The 19,546-nt window shown below is 46.4% G+C and carries 16 protein-coding genes; 13 read left to right on the top strand and 3 right to left on the bottom strand.

The window, feature by feature from the left end; genetic code table 11:
• Positions 1-10 precede the first annotated feature (10 nt).
• The 4 genes from A8806_RS01125 (at position 11) to A8806_RS26470 (ending at position 6,417) form a co-directional block, all read left to right on the top strand.
• A complete protein-coding gene (locus tag A8806_RS01125; RefSeq protein ID WP_109729318.1) occupies positions 11-3,151 on the top strand; it encodes an alpha-mannosidase in 3,141 nt (1,046 codons plus the stop codon).
• Positions 3,132-3,818 (top strand): D-lyxose/D-mannose family sugar isomerase, encoded by a 687-nt coding sequence (locus A8806_RS01120; protein WP_109729317.1) that lies wholly within the window; start codon positions 3,132-3,134, stop codon positions 3,816-3,818. The genes A8806_RS01125 and A8806_RS01120 overlap by 20 nt, the downstream gene beginning before the upstream one ends.
• 113 nt (positions 3,819-3,931) lie before the next feature.
• On the top strand, positions 3,932-4,321 hold the full coding sequence (locus A8806_RS01115; protein ID WP_109729316.1) for a hypothetical protein: 390 nt from the start codon (positions 3,932-3,934) through the stop codon (positions 4,319-4,321).
• A 14-nt stretch (positions 4,322-4,335) separates the two neighbouring features.
• A complete protein-coding gene (locus A8806_RS26470) occupies positions 4,336-6,417 on the top strand; it encodes a transglutaminase domain-containing protein (RefSeq protein WP_242995916.1) in 2,082 nt (693 codons plus the stop codon).
• A 12-nt stretch (positions 6,418-6,429) separates the two neighbouring features.
• Here A8806_RS26470 and A8806_RS01105 read toward each other — a convergent pair whose 3' ends face one another.
• Positions 6,430-8,043 (bottom strand): ABC1 kinase family protein, encoded by a 1,614-nt coding sequence (locus A8806_RS01105; protein WP_109729826.1) that lies wholly within the window; start codon positions 8,041-8,043, stop codon positions 6,430-6,432.
• 14 nt (positions 8,044-8,057) lie between these two features.
• Positions 8,058-8,489 carry a phasin family protein gene (locus A8806_RS01100; RefSeq protein ID WP_109729315.1) on the bottom strand — a complete coding sequence of 144 codons (432 nt, stop codon included), beginning with the start codon at positions 8,487-8,489 and terminating at the stop codon, positions 8,058-8,060.
• 218 nt (positions 8,490-8,707) lie between these two features.
• Here A8806_RS01100 and A8806_RS01095 point away from each other — a divergent pair, with 218 nt between their 5' ends.
• Together A8806_RS01095 and A8806_RS01090 are read left to right on the top strand one after the other, a co-directional pair.
• Positions 8,708-9,154: a GNAT family N-acetyltransferase gene (locus A8806_RS01095; protein WP_109729314.1), complete on the top strand. Its 447-nt coding sequence runs from the start codon at positions 8,708-8,710 to the stop codon at positions 9,152-9,154.
• A 13-nt stretch (positions 9,155-9,167) separates the two neighbouring features.
• Positions 9,168-9,512 carry a cupin domain-containing protein gene (locus A8806_RS01090; RefSeq protein ID WP_109729313.1) on the top strand — a complete coding sequence of 115 codons (345 nt, stop codon included), beginning with the start codon at positions 9,168-9,170 and terminating at the stop codon, positions 9,510-9,512.
• Between the two features lie 73 nt (positions 9,513-9,585).
• Here the strand turns inward: A8806_RS01090 and A8806_RS01085 are convergent, their stop codons facing one another.
• Positions 9,586-10,680 carry a pyridoxal phosphate-dependent aminotransferase gene (locus A8806_RS01085; protein WP_109729312.1) on the bottom strand — a complete coding sequence of 365 codons (1,095 nt, stop codon included), beginning with the start codon at positions 10,678-10,680 and terminating at the stop codon, positions 9,586-9,588.
• A 137-nt stretch (positions 10,681-10,817) separates the two neighbouring features.
• On the opposite strand from A8806_RS01085, the gene A8806_RS01080 reads away from it, so the two are divergent.
• From A8806_RS01080 to purC, 7 genes are all read left to right on the top strand, one after another.
• Entirely contained in the window at positions 10,818-14,108 is a 3,291-nt protein-coding gene (locus A8806_RS01080; RefSeq protein WP_109729311.1) for a DUF5717 family protein, read from the top strand.
• A 22-nt stretch (positions 14,109-14,130) separates the two neighbouring features.
• Positions 14,131-15,414 carry a DUF5716 family protein gene (locus tag A8806_RS01075; protein WP_109729310.1) on the top strand — a complete coding sequence of 428 codons (1,284 nt, stop codon included), beginning with the start codon at positions 14,131-14,133 and terminating at the stop codon, positions 15,412-15,414.
• On the top strand, positions 15,389-16,156 hold the full coding sequence (locus A8806_RS01070) for a hypothetical protein (RefSeq protein ID WP_109729309.1): 768 nt from the start codon (positions 15,389-15,391) through the stop codon (positions 16,154-16,156). Before A8806_RS01075 ends, A8806_RS01070 begins: the two co-directional genes overlap by 26 nt.
• A 172-nt stretch (positions 16,157-16,328) precedes the next feature.
• Entirely contained in the window at positions 16,329-17,186 is an 858-nt protein-coding gene (locus A8806_RS01065) for an amino acid ABC transporter substrate-binding protein (protein ID WP_109729308.1), read from the top strand.
• Positions 17,187-17,261: 75 nt separating this feature from the next.
• Positions 17,262-17,918 (top strand): amino acid ABC transporter permease, encoded by a 657-nt coding sequence (locus A8806_RS01060; protein WP_109729307.1) that lies wholly within the window; start codon positions 17,262-17,264, stop codon positions 17,916-17,918.
• Positions 17,919-17,929: 11 nt separating this feature from the next.
• Positions 17,930-18,619 (top strand): amino acid ABC transporter ATP-binding protein, encoded by a 690-nt coding sequence (locus A8806_RS01055; RefSeq protein ID WP_109729306.1) that lies wholly within the window; start codon positions 17,930-17,932, stop codon positions 18,617-18,619.
• A 200-nt stretch (positions 18,620-18,819) separates the two neighbouring features.
• Complete coding sequence (gene purC, locus A8806_RS01050; protein WP_109729305.1) at positions 18,820-19,527, top strand: phosphoribosylaminoimidazolesuccinocarboxamide synthase; 708 nt, start codon at positions 18,820-18,822, stop codon at positions 19,525-19,527.
• Positions 19,528-19,546: the final 19 nt, after the last annotated feature.

Below are 19,546 nucleotides of genomic sequence, written 5' to 3'. Positions count from 1 at the left end.
CGGAGGATGTATGTTTTTTACAATTGAGAAGTTTCAGAAAAGAGTGGAGGAACTGGGAATAAAAAGGTATGTGGGGTGCAGAAGTATAGCCCCTTTCATATCGATGCCCGACCATGCTTTGGATGATGAGGTGCATCTTGTCCCGCCGGAGCGGATAGAGGGCAGGCCTTTAGAATTAAATGATATTTTTAAAGGAAGGGATTCTTATCTGTGGCTGGAAAAAAAGGTGCAGATACCGGAAACAAAAGAAGGCTGTAAGGCAGTTGGGCTGTTTGATTTTGGAAAAACGGGGGACTGTTATAACAGCGGGTTTGAATCATTGCTCTATATAGACGGGATCCCCTATCAGGGAGTAGATACGAACCATAGGGAAGTCCTGTTTGATAAATTGGAGGGCAGGATGGTAAAATTGACTTTTATGCTCTGGAGCGGTCTGGAAGGTGGTGGGATTCATAGGGATTTCTACCACAGGGTAAAAGAAGCAAGTCTGGGCTACCTGCATGAAAAGACAGATGAACTATATTATTATGGAAAAGCAATTACGGAGACACTGCTTTTATTATCGCCGGATGATGAAGAGTACATTGAACTAAAAAACCTGTTTGAAAATGTGCTGAGTTGTATCGAATGGGATGAAGAATTTTTTTATGGAACTATAGAGACAGCACACAGTGTTTTAGCGGGGGGTCTGAAACAATTAGAGAAACATAGCAAAGTGAATATAAATGTAGTGGGACATACTCATATTGATGTCGCATGGCTGTGGCGGACGAAGCATACGAGGGAGAAGGTCATCCGCTCTTTTACGACGGCACTCCGCATGATGGAGCAGTATGAAGAATTTACGTTTCTCCAGACACAGCCTCAGCTTTACAATTACATCAAGCAGGACCGGCCGGATTTATATGAAATAATAAAAGAAAAGATAGAAGAAGGCAGATGGGAACCGGATGGGGGGATGTGGGTGGAGGCAGACTGCAATCTCCCATCAGGAGAATCGCTTGTAAGGCAGTTTTTATATGGGATCCGGTTTATAAAACAGGAGTTTGGAAAAGAATGTAAATACCTCTGGCTGCCGGATGTGTTTGGCTATAGCTGGGCCTTGCCCCAGATATTGAAACAGTGCAGGATAGATACATTTATGACTACGAAAATCAGCTGGAATCAATTCAATACCATGCCTGATGATGTATTCTGGTGGAGGGGGATTGATGGCAGTGAAATACTCACTTATTTTGTGAACACGCCGGAGGAGGGGCGGGAGCTGGATACCAGATATTCAACTTATAGTGGAATGATGGATCCACGTACCGTGGCAGGAAGCTGGAAGAAGTTCAGGAATAAGAATCTAAGTAAAAACACGCTTATATCGTACGGTTATGGAGATGGAGGGGGAGGGGTGACCCGTGATATGCTTGAAATGCGCCGGGCAATGGACAAACTGCCCGGGCTCCCAGGGGTAAAGCCAGTCAGGGCGTTAGATTTTTTCAACCAACTTCATGAGGATATCGAAAATAGTGATGAATATGTACACACCTGGGACGGGGAATTATACTTAGAATATCATCGTGGAACATATACATCACAGGCATATAATAAAAAAGTTAACCGGTATATGGAACAAAGGCTTACACAGGCGGAATGGCTTGCATCCGTCTGCTATGCAGGGGGTGGGGAATACCCGCGCCAGGAAATCGAGGACTGTTGGAGAGAAGTTCTGTTACAGCAATTCCATGATATCATTCCGGGTTCTTCAATACGGGAAGTATATGAAGATTCAAGGATTTCCTATGAAAGGGCAGAAAAATTAGCAGATGGAATTATAGAGAATGCATTTAAGAAGCTAATAGTTCCGAAGGAGAATTGTTTCGGTATTTATACGGTGAACAGTTTTGGCGGGAAAGAACTGGTTCATGTGCCGGTTATACAGGACGGGGATTTCATTGATGCAGCAGGAAAAAAACTGGAAGCACAGCGTACAGCTAAAGGCTATGAAGTACTTATGGAAATTCAGCCCTTTTCCATGTGCAATATAACCTTCAGGCTGGGGAAAGACAAAACACAGGAACAGAAATCAGCATTTAAGTTAAATAGGAATTCTATAGAAACCCCATATTATGTTATCGAATGGAATGAGGCTGGCCAGTTAGTAAAGATATTCGACAAAGAAGCAGACAGGATGGTTATAAGGGAAGGCGAAAAAGGTAATGTTCTGGAGATTTATGAGGACAAGCCGCTGAAATATGATGCCTGGGATATTGATATTTTTCATGTGAAGAAAAAGGAGATTATTGAACAGTGTAAAGGAGGCCAGGTTGTGGAAGAGGGGCCATTGAAGGCAGTAATCCGCTTTGAATACAGCTTCCACAAATCCCAAATTGTACAGGATATGGCAGTATACCGTGATTCCAGAAGGATTGATTTTACCACACATGTGGATTGGCAGGAAGATCACAAGCTGTTAAAAACAGCATTCTATACGGATATCAGGGTCGTGAAAGCAACATATGATATACAATTTGGGCATGTCGAACGCCCTACACACTGGAATACGAGTTGGGATTGGGCACGATTTGAGGTCTGCGGACATAAGTGGGCAGATATTTCAGAAGAGGATTATGGCGTGGCCCTTCTCAATGACAGCAAATATGGCTATAGCATCAAAGACCATGTTATGCGCCTGAGTCTTTTGAAAAGTGCTAAATTTCCGGACACATCTGCTGATATGGGTGAGCATGATTTTGTATATTCTTTCCTTCCGCATACGGGCAGGGCACAGGAGGGCGGCGTAATTGAGGCAGCTAATAATTTGAACCTGCCTGCGCAGGCCGTATCAGGCGAATTCAAAGATAAAAACCAGCTTGTCAAAGTGTCAGATGATGGTGTACAGATTGATGCAGTCAAGAAAGCAGAAGATGAGGAATGTCTAATTGTCAGACTGCATGAATGCCGGGGGGGAAGGCATAAAGTACAACTGTCTTCTGGTTATAATATTCAGAAAATAGTTCCCTGCAATCTTCTGGAAGAAAGTAATGGGGAAGAAGAGGGAAACGGTGAGCTGGAATTTGTAATTAAACCGTTTGAAATTATGAGTTTGAAACTATATTTAGATTTAGAAAGAGGTTACCCATATGAAACGTTCCCGAATTAACAAGGTCATCAAGGATATGGAAAGTCTGATAAAAGCGCATGGTTTTGAGATGCCGCCCTTTGCTTACTGGACGCCTGAGGACTGGCTCCATACTGGTCATGAATATGATGAGATCCGAGACAACAAATTAGGGTGGGATATTACGGATTTCGGTCTCGGCAGATTTGACGAAATTGGTTTTTCACTTTTTACGATACGCAATGGCAATCTAAAAGAACCTCAGAAATATAAAAAAACATATGCTGAAAAGCTTTTGATGTTATATGAAGGCCAGACAGCAGCCATGCATTTTCATGTGAGTAAGATGGAGGATATTATCAACAGAGGCGGCAATGATGTGTTCATAACAGTATATAACGGTACACCGGAAGAGAAAATGCTGGATACAGATGTTGCCGTATGTTCAGATGGGAAGAGAGAATACGTGCCTGCCGGAACCAAAGTCTGCCTGCATCCGGGGCAGAGCATCACGATCACCCCGTATATGTACCATGATTTTATTGTACCAGAGACAGGCGGTCCGGTGCTTCTGGGCGAGGTTTCTATGTGCAATGATGACGATAACGATAACTTCTTTTATAACAAAGAGATTGGACGTTTCCCGGAGATCGAGGAGGATGAAGTGGCCTGCCGTCTGCTCTGTAACGAATATCCTGATGCGGATTAAGAAGATATAAAGGCCCGCCTGTGTTTTAGCAGCACAGGCGGGCCTTTATGATCTCAATTATTCCATTTCGTGCAGAGTTATGATACAATTTGACGGCAAAGGAAGGGGAACTCATGGTCAAAGAACATGGCTGTCCTCTGGGGTGTGTCGTTCTGTTATGGGTGGATTTTGCAGAAAAAGGGGCGAGTGCCGCAGGGATAGACCGTATGCTGGAACGCACGGCATCTTTGAGTATGACTCTGGCAGGAGAAAAATGCATTCATATGGCTGCATGGTTTGAAGAAAAGAATGCAAGAGTCGTCAAATATAAAGTAAACAGTGCGGAATCGGCGTATGAGCTTGTCTGGAGGCTACTTGACATTGAGCCGTATGAAGACAGGGAGATGGCCGGGATTGCCTATGAAGATGCTTTTCTGGGTGAACATTTCAGCAGCATTGTTGTGATTGACGGACAGGGTAACATGAAGATAAACGGGGAAACACAGGAATTGCTGCAGCTGTAAGGAGGGACCAGGCAATGAGCAGAAGGAAAAAAGGAGAATCCGGTATCCGCCTGTATGAGGCGGAAAAGAAAAACGGATTTGACAGGCCGTATGGGACGGGGGCTGTGCTGATTTTCGCACGGGGTGCGGCCGTCTGTTTCCTTGCGGTTTCCTGGTGGAGGATATTCTTCAACGTCTTTCCGGCTGATATCAATATCGTATGGCTGGCAGTCTTTCTGTTTCCTCTGGCAGTGCTGGGGGTAATGTGGGCCTCGCTGAAAGTATGGCAGAAGGGCCTCTCAGTGATACTCTGTGTCCTGCCGGCTGCATTTATATTTTGGCGGAGACAGACACTTGCGGCCGCGGCCGTTAATTATCTGGCAAATGCGTATCTGCGAGTCCATTATGAAGGGACAGAACCTCTGCTGCTCTACAGTGAGCCAGAAGCCGCGGCGTGGACGCTTGGTCTTTTAACGGCTATGGCAACCGTGCCGGTGCTTCTTTTGTGGTCCTGGGTACTCGTGAAGAACCGGGGAAAACTTCTGACGGTACTATTAATCTTATGTCCGGCGGCGCTGGCGGCCGTGGAAGGATACTTCCCGTCGGCAGGCGCATGCTGGGTGCTGATATTCGCGGCAGGTGTTTATTTTGCCGTCTGCGGGGGAAACTCAGGAAAATCGGTGATACTCGGCGCTTCATCGGCGCTTGTCTGTATTATGGTGCTTTTTCTGGCCTCGAATGTGGCTGCAAAGCCGGTGGAAGCCATGAAAACTGTTGAAAACGGTGTGTATCGGCAGGCGAGGACGGCTGTGAAGGAAGGCGTTGTACAAAAGTTTACAGATTTGACAGGAATTTCTGAAAAGAAAAAAGAGGACGAAGAGAAGCCACAGCAGGAAAAGGAGAGACAGGAAGGACAGAAAGAGGAAGAAAAGACAGACCCGGAAGCAAAAGAAGCCGAACAAGCTGAAACACAGGTGCTAGATGAGCCCCCCGGTTTGCCCGAAGAGTCGGGAACCGGTGTATTTAAAGATGGAATCCCGCAGGATTTAAAAGCGATCGCTTCGTTTTCTCCGGGAGACGGTAAGGGAATTGTTGTACATACAGATGAACGTCCCCGGGGAACATTTTACTATCCGGAAGCGTATGGCAGTGTTTATTCCGGCAGCTTCTGGAGGATGGAAGCTTTGTCAGATGCAGTACTCGACGAATACTACCAGTATCCCCCGGATCTGGAACGGCTGAGGGCGCTGTGCAGTGAACAGGATATCGGAAGTATTGAGGATGCAGCCCGGTTTATTCAGAAGGAGTTCAAAGAGAATACCGTTTATGACTATAATCCGGGAGCAACACCGGCAGATCAGGACTTTGCAGAATATTTTCTGTTTGAAAATAAGAAAGGTTTCTGCGTGCACTTTGCGACAACGGCTGTACTCATGTACCGTATCCTTCACTATCCGGCAAGATATGCAGAGGGGTATGCGATTCCTGCGTCCGCGTTTCAGGAACAGGAGGACGGGACATATGCAGCTGAAGTGACGGGGCAGATGGGACATGCGTGGTGTGAAACCTATGAGGACGGCTGGCAGGTCAGGGAACATACACTTCCTTATACAGGGACAGATACGCTGGCGGTTCCCCCTGCTTCGGACAGCCGGCAGAAGGCACCGGCAGAAGTGAAGAAGAGCACCAGAATCCTTCTGGGGAGCCTTACGATCGCTGGAATGATTCTGCTGTTGACTGCTGTTTTTCTGATTCAGGGAGTAGTGCGCAGAAAGCAGAGAATGATGCAGTGCCGCAGATACCGGAATGGACGGGGAGTACTGGCCCTGTACCGGACCCTATATGATACGGCAGTCTTTTTAGGCATGAAGGAGGCGGCGGATCCGTTGGCTTCAGAGGCTTTTGAGTCCCTGAAAAACTACATTTCTGAGATATCTGTCGGGGATTGGCAGTGGATTCAGGATGAAGTATGGCAGTCGATGTTTGCACAAAACCCGCCTTCCGAAGAAGAACACGAAAAATTGTATCAGCTTGTTACCGATGCAACAAAAAAGGTACGGCATGACCTGACCGGATGGAAGAAAATAAAATACCACCAGATCCGCTGTCTGGGCTGATAAATAGAAAGGCTACTTTTTGCGGAATAAGATGCGGAAAATGAGTACAAGTATCAGGATGAATGAGATGAAATACCCGATAAAACTCAGCCACGGGATTCCGAACCACCTTGGCATAGACATTGTATTGAGGATCAGCCCGGAACCTATAAACAGTCCGACCGCAAGAATACTCAAGATAAACCGGTTGGCCGTCCTCTGGATATCTTCCCGGATTTCTTCGGAATCAGCGACCTGCAGATTAAGCTGTGCCTGCCCATTCTTTGTGATATTCAATAGGTCAGACAGCTGTGCGGGGATATCCAGTGATTTATCCATAGAGGTGTACAGCTGGCGGCCCTTGTGGCGCAGCAGCTTCTTAGCATCTAGTTCCTTTATGAGAAGGGTGGACATATGGACTGACAGAATCTGGATGATATTTACATCCGGGGCACATGCAGTCAGTGTCCCCTCCATCGTAATCATGCTGCGTCCGAGCAGGGTGACGTCGGGGGTGATAGCGAGCCTGTGGTCTTTCACAAGTTCCAGCATCCGTTCAATCAGTGTGCCCAGCTTCATAGTTCCAAAATCCATAGAAAGATATTTGCTTAGAATATCGTCAATGTCGGTGTACAGACGGGCATGGTTAACACGCTCCTGAGGTTCGCCGAAGGCCAGAAGCACGTTTTTAAGGGCATAGATATCATTTTCCAGAATTGCGGTGATAGCCTTTTTTAAGAGCTGTTTATTATGCTGTGTCAGTCTTCCGGTCATGCCAAGGTCCAGCCATGCAATCTGCCCGCTGGCTACCCAGAGATTGCCCGGGTGCGGGTCTGCATGGAAAAAACCATCTTCCAGTATCTGCTTGCAGTAGTTTTCGGCCGCCTTCTGGCCAATCTCGGTCATATTGTAGCCGAGGTCTTCCAGCTGTGCTGTCTCATCTATCTGGATTCCGTTAATATATTCCATGACAAGCAGCCGCGGTGTAGTCAGCTCGTGGAAAACTTTCGGGCATGTGACATAGGCGATCTCTTTCTGGTTTTCATAAAACAGGTCCAGATTAGCAGCCTCCTGTACAAAGTCCATTTCCTCCTGTGTTGTCTTCCACAGTTCATCCAGAATTGTTTTAAAATCAATGAGATCCTCGGTGCCAATGGCAATCTTTAAAATGCCGGCAGCCTTTTTCATAAGGCGGATGTCATTCTGCATCGTCTGTTTGATAGCCGGCCGCTGTATTTTAATGACAACTTTTGTGCCGTCTTTCAAAGCAGCAGGGTGTACCTGGGCGATAGAAGCAGAGCCAAGGGGTGTCTCTTCTATCTCTGAAAAAATATCAGAAACAGGCCTGTTCAGCTCTGTTTCAATCACGCCGTAAATTATATGAAACGGCAGGGGTCTTACTTCCGTCCGCAGTTTCGTCAATTCCTCACAGTAAGATTCCGGCAGCATATCTGAGCGCATTGACATAATCTGTCCCAGCTTGACATAGGTGGGCCCCAGATCTTCTAAAATCTCCCGCAGCTTGACAGGAGACAGGCCGTGCGTGACCTGGTGGCGCCTAAGCACCGCCAGGATCTCGCGCAGCCTCTTGTCAGAAGCGGGAGATTCCGTATTATTCTGTTCCTGTGTTACAAATGTCTCGTCCATAATCAGCTCCGTGGTCAGTCTTCCTGTGTATCCATCTTTTCTTCCTGATCCCCGCTGCATGGGATATCAGTTTCGTCTGTCTCTTCATTACAAGGGGTATCGGCTTTCTCCTCCGTCTCATCCTCGCATTCGGCGGCAGCCTTTTCCTCATTGGCTTTCTCAGCCTCTGCTATCTTAGCCTTTAAGGCGGCAAGCTCGTCCGGGTCCATATGGCTGACAGCATCCATTGCGTCCTTGTATTCCTTAACAACGGTGACAGAAACATGTTCTTTGACTTTTTCTTTTGCGTTCTGTTTAAGCTCTTCGTTGAGGACCTTGCCCTGTTCTACAGTAAGTTCCCCCTTTTTAACAAGATTATCCACAACATCCTTTGCAGTCTCAGCCGTAACGGCAACTGCGCCGACACCTGCCAGTAATATTTTCTTCAAACCTTCATTCAGTTCCATAGTGCACCATCCTTCCTTAGTAAGACAAATAAAATTTATATATATTATTATACCACAAAGCCGTCTCCCCATTTCTTAAATTTTTGGAAATAGGGGACAAATTAAGAGTTGATTGACGACTGTCCATTCCCTGTTTCCTTTGCTTGACCCTTCTGTAGGAGTGTGGTAGGATGAAAACATAATTGACATTATAAAACGTTATTAAGCAGGAGGTTTTTATGATTCGTAAAATGAAACTGGAAGACAGAGATGTGTATTTAAAGATGGCGCATGATTTTTATCACTCACCGGCAGTGCTCTATCCGGTTCCGGATTCTTATATTGAAAGGACATTTGAGGAATGTATGAACGGGGGGACTTATGCATTGGGCTATATTCTGGAGTCTGAGGGGCAGACGGCCGGGTATGGTCTGGTTGCAAAGACATTTTCCCAGGAGGCCGGGGGATATGTGTACTGGCTCGAGGAGCTTTATATTCTGGAGGAATTCCGCTCAAAGGGACTTGGAAGCGAGTTCTTTGCCTATGTGGAAGAACATAAGGAAGAAGGGGTTACCCGGTTCCGGCTGGAAGTGGAAGATGATAACGTGAGGGCAGCGGCCCTTTATGAGAGACTTGGATACAAGCCTCTTGCATATAACCAGATGGTAAAAGAATTTCATGATTAAGGAGGCTGACGTGATGACGAAAGCAGGAGAGAGAAAGGTAGAAACGGTTGAGAAAGTAAACGGAGGAGCCGGATTTATAATGAAGGAGGCGCTTCTGATGACGGAACAGCTCGGCGAACACTGCAAGATGTTTTCCAAAGTTACGCTTAAGCCGAACTGTGAGCTGGGACACCATGAGCACCACGGGGAGACGGAGGCCTACTATATCCTTTCCGGAACAGGAATGTATGATGACGACGGGAAAGCGGTGCCGATAGAGGCGGGGGATGTTACGTTCTGCGAGGACGGCAAAGGACACGGGGTGAAGAATACAGGAAGTGAAGATCTGGAATTTATTGCATTGATATTGAAGAAGTAGCAGTAAATGGTGATTGAAAGGAAGAACAGGCGGATGACAGATGGCTGTATCATTCGCCTGTTCTTTTTGTACCTTATTTTAAAAATTCTTTCAATGTGTCCAGCAGACGTGTATTATCCTCTGGCAACATCATGCAGAAACGTACATATTCCCCTTCCAGACACTGGAAGGAAGAGCAGTCACGGATCATAAGGCCCCGTCTGATGCAGGCCTCAAAAAGACCGGATGCAGTCAGTCCTTCCTTTAGGATCTGGATCAGGATAAAGTTTGCATATGCATCGAAGACTTTTATGAGCCTGATTTTACGGAGCTCCTCCAGCATACGGGTACGCTCACCCAGAATCAGCGTGCGCGTATGCTGTATATAGCGGCTGTCCTGAAGCATGCGTTCTCCGGCAAATGCCCCGATGCTGTTTAATGCCCAGGGAATCTGGTGCTCCCGGACTCTCTTTAAGAACGCTTCATTGCCGGTGACACCGTAACCAAGTCTGAGGCCGGGGGCGGCGAAGAATTTGGAAACCCCGCGCAGCACCATAAAGTTACTGAATTCTCCAATGAGGGACACTGCACTGACTGCCCCGATATCTGGTGCGAATTCCACATAGGTTTCGTCAATCATGACAAAGGTATCTGCTTCATGGCAGGCAGTTAAGATCCGGCGCATATCTTCCGTCCTAATGACGGAGGAGGTCGGGTTATTGGGATTACATATAATAAGGAGGTCAAATCCTTCTTCCAGTTTTTCTAAAAAGTCAGGGACATTCAGACGGAACCCATCATTCGGATTTAGGTGGTAATATTCCTGTATACTGTCTGAAAAGGAAAGCTCTCTGGCATACTCTGAATAGGTCGGACCGAGGATGAGTGTCTTTTTCGGACATCTCTGTTCGATCAGGAGGGAGATCAGTTCGGTTGAGCCGTTCCCTACGACAACGGAAGAAGGGGGGACCTTGCAGTACTGCCCGATGGCATTTCGAAGTGAAGTATACTCCCTGTCCGGATAGGTAGAAATGATATCCAGATTTGCCGCGATTTCCTGTCTGACTTTTTCGGAAAGGCCGAGAGGGTTGACATTGGCCCCGAAACAAACGATGGATTCCTTTGGAATGCCGTAATATTCCTCTATTTTCTCAAGATCACTGCCATGAAACTCTGGTTTTGTATTCATGTATACAATCTCCTTTCAAATTCTTTCATTCACCCGTTGCAAGAAATACTACATTGATGATATAATTCATTATAGCGTGCTTATGAAAAAATGCAACGTCAGGAAAAGTAACATTAGAAAATGAGTAGGTGACGAACTTGAAGAATAAGATTAAACGTCTTTCCAAAGGAGATTTTCACATTCCGCAGCCAGAGATTATTTTCCCGGAGACCCGGATCATCATGCGTGTCGGTGAGGGAGAAATGTATAAGGGGAGTTTCTCTTTGCAGAACCAGGGCGAGGGGACTATCAGGGGGCTTGTATATCCCTCTTCTTATCGTGTCCATTGTGAAGAACAGGGCTTCGATGGGAATCCGGTTAATATCTATTATACATATGATGGTTCCGGGCTGGTGCCGGGACATGTCGAGCATGGTAAGTTTACGATTGTATGCAACGGGGGCGAATATGACGTTGCATTTACAGCGATCATCGAAAAGCCATTTGTTATGACAAGCTATGGCAAGGTACAGAGCCTCGAGGATTTTAAGAAGCTTTCTTTCCGCGATCCGGCTGAGGCAGAGAAGCTGTTCCGTTCCAGAGATTTTTACGAGATATTAAAATATGAAGACAAGCGTATTCAGGCATTGTACGACAACATGCGCAAGTGGGAGCTGGATCAGCAGGCGCTGGAAGAATTCCTTGTCGGCTGCAAGCAGAAAGAGAAGATATTCCTGACGCTTGAGGAGGAGAGCCGTGCCTTCATGGAAGTGGAGGAGGCTCGTAAAGAGACACTGACTGTCAAGAAGAATACATGGGGCTATCTGACGATCGATGTCCGCACGGAAGGCGATTTTCTGACAGTCGAACATGCCAAGGTTACGACAGAGGAGTTTATCGGGAATTCCTACCGCCTGGAGTATATCATTACGACAGAGCAGCTGCACAGGGGAAGCAACTTCGGACAGATCATACTGGAGACTCCGTACGAGTCACTCGTCTATGAGATCGTGGTCGAGAAGGACGTGAAGCGGGAGGAGGACTACCGCAGTGCAGACATAGAGTTTGCAAGCATTGTGAAGCGGTATCTGACATATGAGGCCGGCAGGATAGACCTTAACACATGGACAGAGGAGTCGGTGAAGAAGCTGGAACATCTGCGTGAAGCAGATAGTAAGAACGAGATATATCTGCTGGTACATGCCCATGTCTGCCTTCTGGGGCAGCGCTTCGAAGAGGCAAAGTGGATTCTAGAATCTTATAATTATAATAGATTTGCAATTGGGAAAAATGTGGAGATGAGTTCCTATTACCTGTATCTTACCACCCTGCTGAGCAATGATTCCATCGGGCAGCGCAGGGTTGCAGAGGAGCTTTCCAAGTCTTACATGAAGCATCCGGAGAGCTGGATGATTCTTTGCATGCTTGTAAATGTGGATTCGGAATATAAGATCTACAGTGAACGGCTGCGTGTGCTGGAACAGCATTTTTATGAGGAAAAGAACCACAGTATCTGGTTTTATATGGAAGCGTTCAAGTGTTTCAGGGATAAGAGTTCTTCTCTGAAGAAGCTGGGGACATTTGAAGTGCGGGTATTGTATTTTGCAGCAAAGTATAAGCTGATGACAAAGGAACTGGCACTGTATACGGCCAATCTGGCGAGCCAGCTGAAAGGGTTCGACAGACACCTGTATGAGACACTTGTGCTTGCCTATAAGATGTATGAAGAGTCCATGATCCTGACGGCAATCTGTACACTGCTGATCAAAGGCAACTGTGTGGACAACCTTTACTTTAAGTGGTACGAAAAGGCCGTGGAGTCAGAACTGAAGATCGCCCAGCTGTATGAATACTATATGGCCTCCATCAGGGTGCAGCATTTCCACAAGGCACTGCCGCGGTCTGTATACCTGTATTTTATGCATGGGAACAATCTTGATTACCACAAGTGTGCGCTGCTGTATTCGAACCTGATTACCTATGAGGACGAATCCAACGAAATCTATGCACACTACAGGGATGAGATGGAAGCCTTTGCATGGAACCAGCTGGAACGCCGGCACATAGACGAGCAGCTGAGGATTATTTATAAGCGGTTCATCGTAGAACGTTCTATGAATCCGGAGCGGATTAAGGCGCTTTACGATATCTGCCATGCGTATGAGATCACGACGAAAGTGCCGAATATGAAGTTTATCCACATTATCTCGGATAACGGGACCATTACCCAGAAGGTTCCCTACAGCGACAGGGGTACACAGGTGTTCTTATATGCGAAGACGGACAGGCTCGTGTGGGAGGCAAAGGACGGCAGGCATTACACAGACTCTATTCCCTATGAGAGCAGACGTTTATTCTATGAACTCCGTTACATGGATATGTGTAAGAAGTTCCTTAACAGTATGCGCCTGAACCGTCTCGAGGAAGAGGATGAGCCGCTGACGCTGGAGGTGGTCAGGGAACGCGGTGTGGAGGCTTACAGCGAGGAGGAATTGTTTGCGCTTTGCAGCAAGACGATCCGGGAGAATAATTATGAAAATGACGATTTCCTGACATATATCTGTTTTGAGCTATTTAAGCAGGGACAGTATGATAAAGTGATCCTGACCTATCTGTCCAACTATTACTGCGGGGCAACTTCGGAGATGAAACAGCTTTGGAGAGAGGCGCGGGAATATGAGGTACACAGCCACAAACTGGGCGAACGTATTCTGACACAGATGCTGTTTTCAGAAGAACTCTTTGCAGAAGTACAGGTGTTTGAGGAATATTATGCGGAAGGTGCTTATTTCAGGCTCCAGCAGGCTTATCTGGCCTATATGTCCAGAGGGTATGTGGTGGAGGACAGGAAGATCAGTAAGAGCGTGATCGACATCATCTGCCGGGAGTATGAGAAAGGCGAAGATACGATAGATATCTGCAGAATCGCTGTTTTAAAATATTACTCGGCAAGAGAATATAATTCCATGATACGTAAGACGCTGAAGAAGTTTTTGCAGGAATTATGTGGAAAGCAGATTTATTTTCCATTTTTCCTGTCTTATGAGAAGGAATGGCTGATCGAGCTTCAGCTCTGGGACAAGACTCTGATTGAGTACAAGGGGCAGAAGGGCAGCAGGGTTATGCTTTACTACCAGCTTCAGAAAGGGGATACGGAAGCGGTTGATTACTCGACGGAGGTTCTGACACCGATGTATGAGAATCTGTATGTAAAGAAGTTTGTGCTTTTCTCAAACGAAACCCTGAAGTACTATTTCAAAGAAACGATTGACGGCAATACATACCGCAGTGATAAGGAAAGCTGCGTGAAGGAAGTGAAGCCGGGCGAATCCGGCAGGTATGGACGGCTGAATGATATTCTGCTTTGTGAAGGCCGGGAGAAGGAAATGAAGATGAAGGCTTATGCGGCCGAGGATGCGATAGCGGCGCACATGTTTGAACAGTATTGATGCCGCGGGGAGGTGGTCTGTGATGGGACAAGGGAATATAATTGGATATGAGATAAATGACAAGACCTGCCAGATCAGTTTCTATAATGAGCAGCAGCTCGAACCGGAGACTATGGAGGTGGATGCGGATAACTATCAGATTCCGCTGATCATCGGAAAGCTGAGGGATACGTGGGCCTACGGCAAGGAGGCCAAGCGTCTGGTGACGGTCAAAGAAGGTTTTACAGTCACAAGACTTCTTGATAAGAGCCTGGCAGGGGAGAAGATTGAATTTGGGGAGGAAACGTATGATGCAGTATGGCTTCTGTCCAAGTTCGTGCAGATGTCACTGCAGTCTTTTCCGCAGATTGACGGGATTGTTTTCAGCGTGCCGGAACTGAACGAGGAACTGGCGCAGCTCCTGCGCGGGATTGCGGTGCGGATGAACATAGATAAGCGGCATATTTTTATTCAGGATTATAAGGAAAGTTTCTGCAACTACCTGTTTTACCAGCCGAAGGAACTGTGGCAGTATGAGGCTGCACTGTTCTGCTGTGACAGGAATGAAATCAAGGCATATATGCTGCGCCGCCTGAAGCCCGGACTGGGCGGGGGAAAGACGACGTTTGTCACGGTCGACGAGGTGGCCAGTGCGCATATGAAGGAACTGGCGGCGGTATATCCGGTATTGAATGAGGATAAGGCAAAAGAGGCCGATATGCGGTTCCGGAAGTTTATTGAAGGCGTATTTGACAAAAGGATTGTTTCTTCTGTATTCCTGACAGGGGAAGGGTTTGAGAATAACTGGTACCCCACATCCCTGCGTGTGCTCTGCAACGGCAGAAGGGCCTTTATCGGCAATAACCTTTACAGCAAGGGCGCCTGCTACACAGCCTACCGCAAGATGTACATGCATATTGAGGACCCGGTCTATCTGTCGGATACGAAGCTGACGGACCAGATCACAGTCAATATGAGGGTGGACGGGCAGGAGATGTGGTATCCGATCGTATCGTGGGGGGCCCACTGGTATGAATCGAATAATCAGTGGGAGGTTCTTTTGGAGGACGTGGAAGACATCGAACTTCATGTGGAATCACTGATACAGGGAACCTTGAAGACGGAAGTGATCCCGCTTGAGAATTTCCCGAAACGCGGGGAATACTCTATGCGATTGCAGCTGGAAACACTGTTTCTCGATGAAAAGACATGCAAAATCACGGCAAGGGACGTAGGATTCGGGGAGTTTTTCCTGCCTACGGATTTTCAGGAAGAGAAGATAATTCACTTAGGAGGCAATGATGGGAAGTTTAATTCTTTGTCATGACAGACACGCAACGCATCCTTATGAGATCACGAGGATTCACTGCAAGATATATACAATTGAAGAATTATGCTATTATCTGTGCAATAATCTCTACCTGATTGATTACACGATTATGAATGAGCAGCTCTGCAACTGGCTGGAAGAGGAAGTAGGTCTGACCGTACTTGCAGGAAGCCTGCGGGACGTCATCCGCCTGAACGGCTCAGTTGAGAAGTTTGTACTGACGATTCTAAAAAGCTCCAAGATATTCCGTGAGCCGGAGATGATCCGTATCCAGAATGTACTGGAACGCCTGAAGAACCAGAAGGATATCGAACGCCAGAAGTATAAGGGTGACAACCTGCTGGAGAGCGGTGAGATAGAAGAGGCAATTCTGGTATATCAGGCGATCCTCAACGAAGATCCGGATGAGAGCGTAGATCCCAAATTTTACGGGAAAATATATGCGGGCCTGGGGGCGGCCTATGGAAGGCTGTTCCTATATCAGGAATCTGCAAAAATGTATGACAGGGCATATCAGATCTGCGAAGATAAGGCACTTCTGAAGCCGTATCTGTATGCATCATACAGATATATGTCTTTGGAGGAATATCACATCCTCCTGACAAAACACGACGATTATGTAGAAATCAATGCCCAGATGCGCCAGGAAATGGAGGACATCAAAAGCCATCTCCAGATGGAGCCAAGCGCGGTGATGCTTGAAAAATGGAAACAGCAGTACAGAAGAAGCCATATATAAAATGAAATGCGGCCAGGGGGAAGTTCTTCCCCTTAGCCGCTGTTTTTAGCTGTTTTCACGGCACAGAATCTTGACTTTTGTCTGGATGTATGATATGCTGTCTAAGCGATTTAGCGTGGTAAAGTAATCAATTGATAAAAGAATAAAGCACTGCGCAAGGGAGGACGAACTTATGAAAAGAAAATTAGCATTGGCTCTGGCTGCGACACTTATGCTGTCAACGGCTCTTACAGGGTGCGGAAGTAAAGAAGATACAGCGAAGGATTCCGGCAGTTCAGAAAAGAAAGAGACAAAGAGTAAGACAGAAGTGGTCAATGAAGAAAAGGCGGAGGGTGATAAGTTTACACTTGGATTCGATGCAAGTTTCCCGCCTTATGGGTATAAGGATGACGATGGTGAATATGTCGGATTTGACCTGGACCTGGCCCAGGAAGTGTGTGACAGGAATGGATGGGAGCTTGTAAAGCAGCCGATCGACTGGGATGCAAAGGATATGGAATTAAGCTCAGGTACGATCGACTGTATCTGGAATGGATTTACGATGAATGGCCGCGAGGATGATTACACATGGTCTGATCCATATGTGGACAACAGCCAGGTGGTTGTCGTGGCAGAGGATTCCGGTATCAAATCACTGGAAGACCTGGCAGGCAGGATTGTTGAGGTGCAGGCGGACTCTTCGGCGCTGGCAGCACTGGAAGGCGACCAGAAGGAACTTGCGGATACATTCGGACAACTGACACAGGTGCCGGATTATAATACCGCATTCATGGATCTGGAGGCCGGAGCGGCAGAGGCGGTTGCGATGGATGTCGGTGTTGCAAAATATCAGATCGCTTCCAGAAACGGCGGCTACATAACACTTGACGAAACAATATCTTCAGAGCAGTATGCGGTTGGCTTCAACAAAGGCAATGAAAAGTTAAGAGACCAGGTTCAGAAGACGTTAAATGAGATGGCAGATGACGGCACATTCATGACGATTGCAAAAAAATGGGGTGTTGAGGACTCTGTTACTTTAGGCAAATAAAATAAGAAAAGATGGAAAAAAGGTCAGGAACTGTATCTGGCCTTTTTATCCAGTTAAGACCCGGAGGACGATGAAATGAAGATTAGTATTATGGCGATGATAGGGCAGCTGTCAGGCGGAATGCTGGTTACGATTGAAATATTTGTGGCTACGCTTTTGTTTTCCCTGCCGTTGGGATTGATTGTTGCATTTGGAAGGATGTCAAGAATTAAGGTCATACAGTGGATCACGAAGGCGTACATATCTATTATGCGCGGAACACCGCTTATGCTGCAGCTGATGGTTGTTTACTTCGGGCCGTTTTACATATTCGGAATCCGGATCTCCACTTCCTACAGGCTCACTGCGACATTGATTGCGTTTGCGATCAATTATGCCGCGTATTTTGCCGAGATATACCGGGGCGGGATCGAATCCATGCCGGTAGGACAGTATGAAGCGGCGAGACTCCTGGGGTACAGCAGGGTGCAGACCTTCTTCCGCATTATTTTCCCGCAGGTAATCAAGCGGATTATGCCGTCTGTAACCAATGAGGTAATCACACTTGTAAAGGATACTTCTCTGGCATTTGCGATTGCAGTTGCCGAAATGTTTACGACGGCCAAGATGATTGCGTCATCACAGACTTCTGTAATCCCTCTTGTTGCGGCAGGGATATTCTACTATATCTTCAATCTTGTCGTGGCTGTTATCATGGAGGGGATTGAAAAGAAGCTGAATTACTACCAATAGGAGGAAATGTCATGAGTTTGCTGGAAATGAAACATATAAAAAAGAGCTTTGACGGCTTTGGAGTGCTTGAGGATATTTCCCTGACGGTAGAGGAGGGCGAAGTCCTTGCGATCATCGGGCCTTCCGGTTCAGGAAAGTCTACACTTCTGCGCTGTGCAACGAATCTTGAGGCACCGGATGAGGGGGAGATTCATTATGAGGGAGAGTACGGACTCGTATTTCAGAACTTCAACCTGTTTCCCCATTTTTCTGTGATAAGGAATATTACCGATGCACCAATCAAGGTGCAGAAAAGAAATAAAGACGAGGTATTTGCCGAGGCAAGGGCACTGCTTCAGAAAATGGGACTTCAGGATAAGGAGAACGCTTATCCTTACCAGCTGTCAGGCGGACAGCAGCAGAGGGTTTCCATTGCAAGGGCACTTGCGATGAACCCGAAAATTTTATTCTTCGATGAACCGACATCGGCCCTCGACCCGGAACTGACAGGTGAGATACTGAAGGTCATTAAAGATCTGGCTGCAGAGCATATGACGATGGTGATTGTGACACATGAGATGAATTTTGCCAGAAATGTGGCTGACCATATTATATTCATGGACAAGGGAGTCATAGCCGAACAGGGGACTCCGGATGAAGTATTCGGCTCTGACAACACGAGGATGAAGGAGTTTCTGGGGAAACTTTCAGAAGAATATTGATAAATACAATATGATATATAAGCATTACTTATATATTCACGCGAAAATAAATAATGAACATTATTTTATACAAGGCAGAGGGTATATTGATTTTCCCTCTGCCTTGTATTATAATTAGCCTGCGAGACTTTGTTTTTCACGATTTGAAAGACAGTCGTACCATTTAACGAGGAAAAAACAAAAAGGACAGGTGTGAATGTATGAAAAAATTAGAGCAGTTATACGAAGGAAAAGCAAAGAAAGTATTTTCAACAGAGGATCCGGATATTGTAATTGTAGATTATAAAGATGATGCCACTGCATTCAATGGCGAGAAAAAAGGAACAATCGTAGGAAAAGGCGTAATCAATAACCGAATGACCAACTATATTTTCCAGGTACTGGAAAAAGAAGGCGTTCCGACTCACTATGTAGAGGAATTAAGCGACCGTGAGACGGCAGTGAAGAAAGTCGAGATCGTCCCGCTGGAAGTCATCGTGCGTAACGTGGCAGCAGGAAGTTTTTCCAAGAAGCTGGGCATCGAAGAAGGAAGAAAATTATTAGCACCGACACTGGAATTCAGCTACAAAGATGATGATCTTGGCGACCCGATGATCAACGACTACTTTGCAATCGCAATCGGGGCTGCTACAAGAGAAGAGATCGACAAGATCACAGAATATACATTCAAGGTGAATGATGTCCTGAAAAAGTTTTTCGATGAAGCAGGTATCGAACTGATTGATTTCAAGATCGAATTCGGAAGATTCCACGGTGATATCATCCTTGCCGACGAGATTTCACCGGATACATGCAGACTGTGGGACAAAGAGACTCATGAGAAACTAGACAAGGACCGTTTCCGCAGGGACATGGGCAATGTAGAAGATGCCTATCAGGAAGTCTTTAAACGTATCGGCATCAAATAGGATAAAATTTGAAACAGAA

It is taken from the genome of Faecalicatena orotica (assembly GCF_003149245.1).
Classification (GTDB): domain Bacteria; phylum Bacillota; class Clostridia; order Lachnospirales; family Lachnospiraceae; genus Faecalicatena_A; species Faecalicatena_A orotica.
The sequence above is the reverse complement of the archived record's forward strand: the minus strand, read 5'-3'. Positions and strand labels throughout refer to the sequence as shown.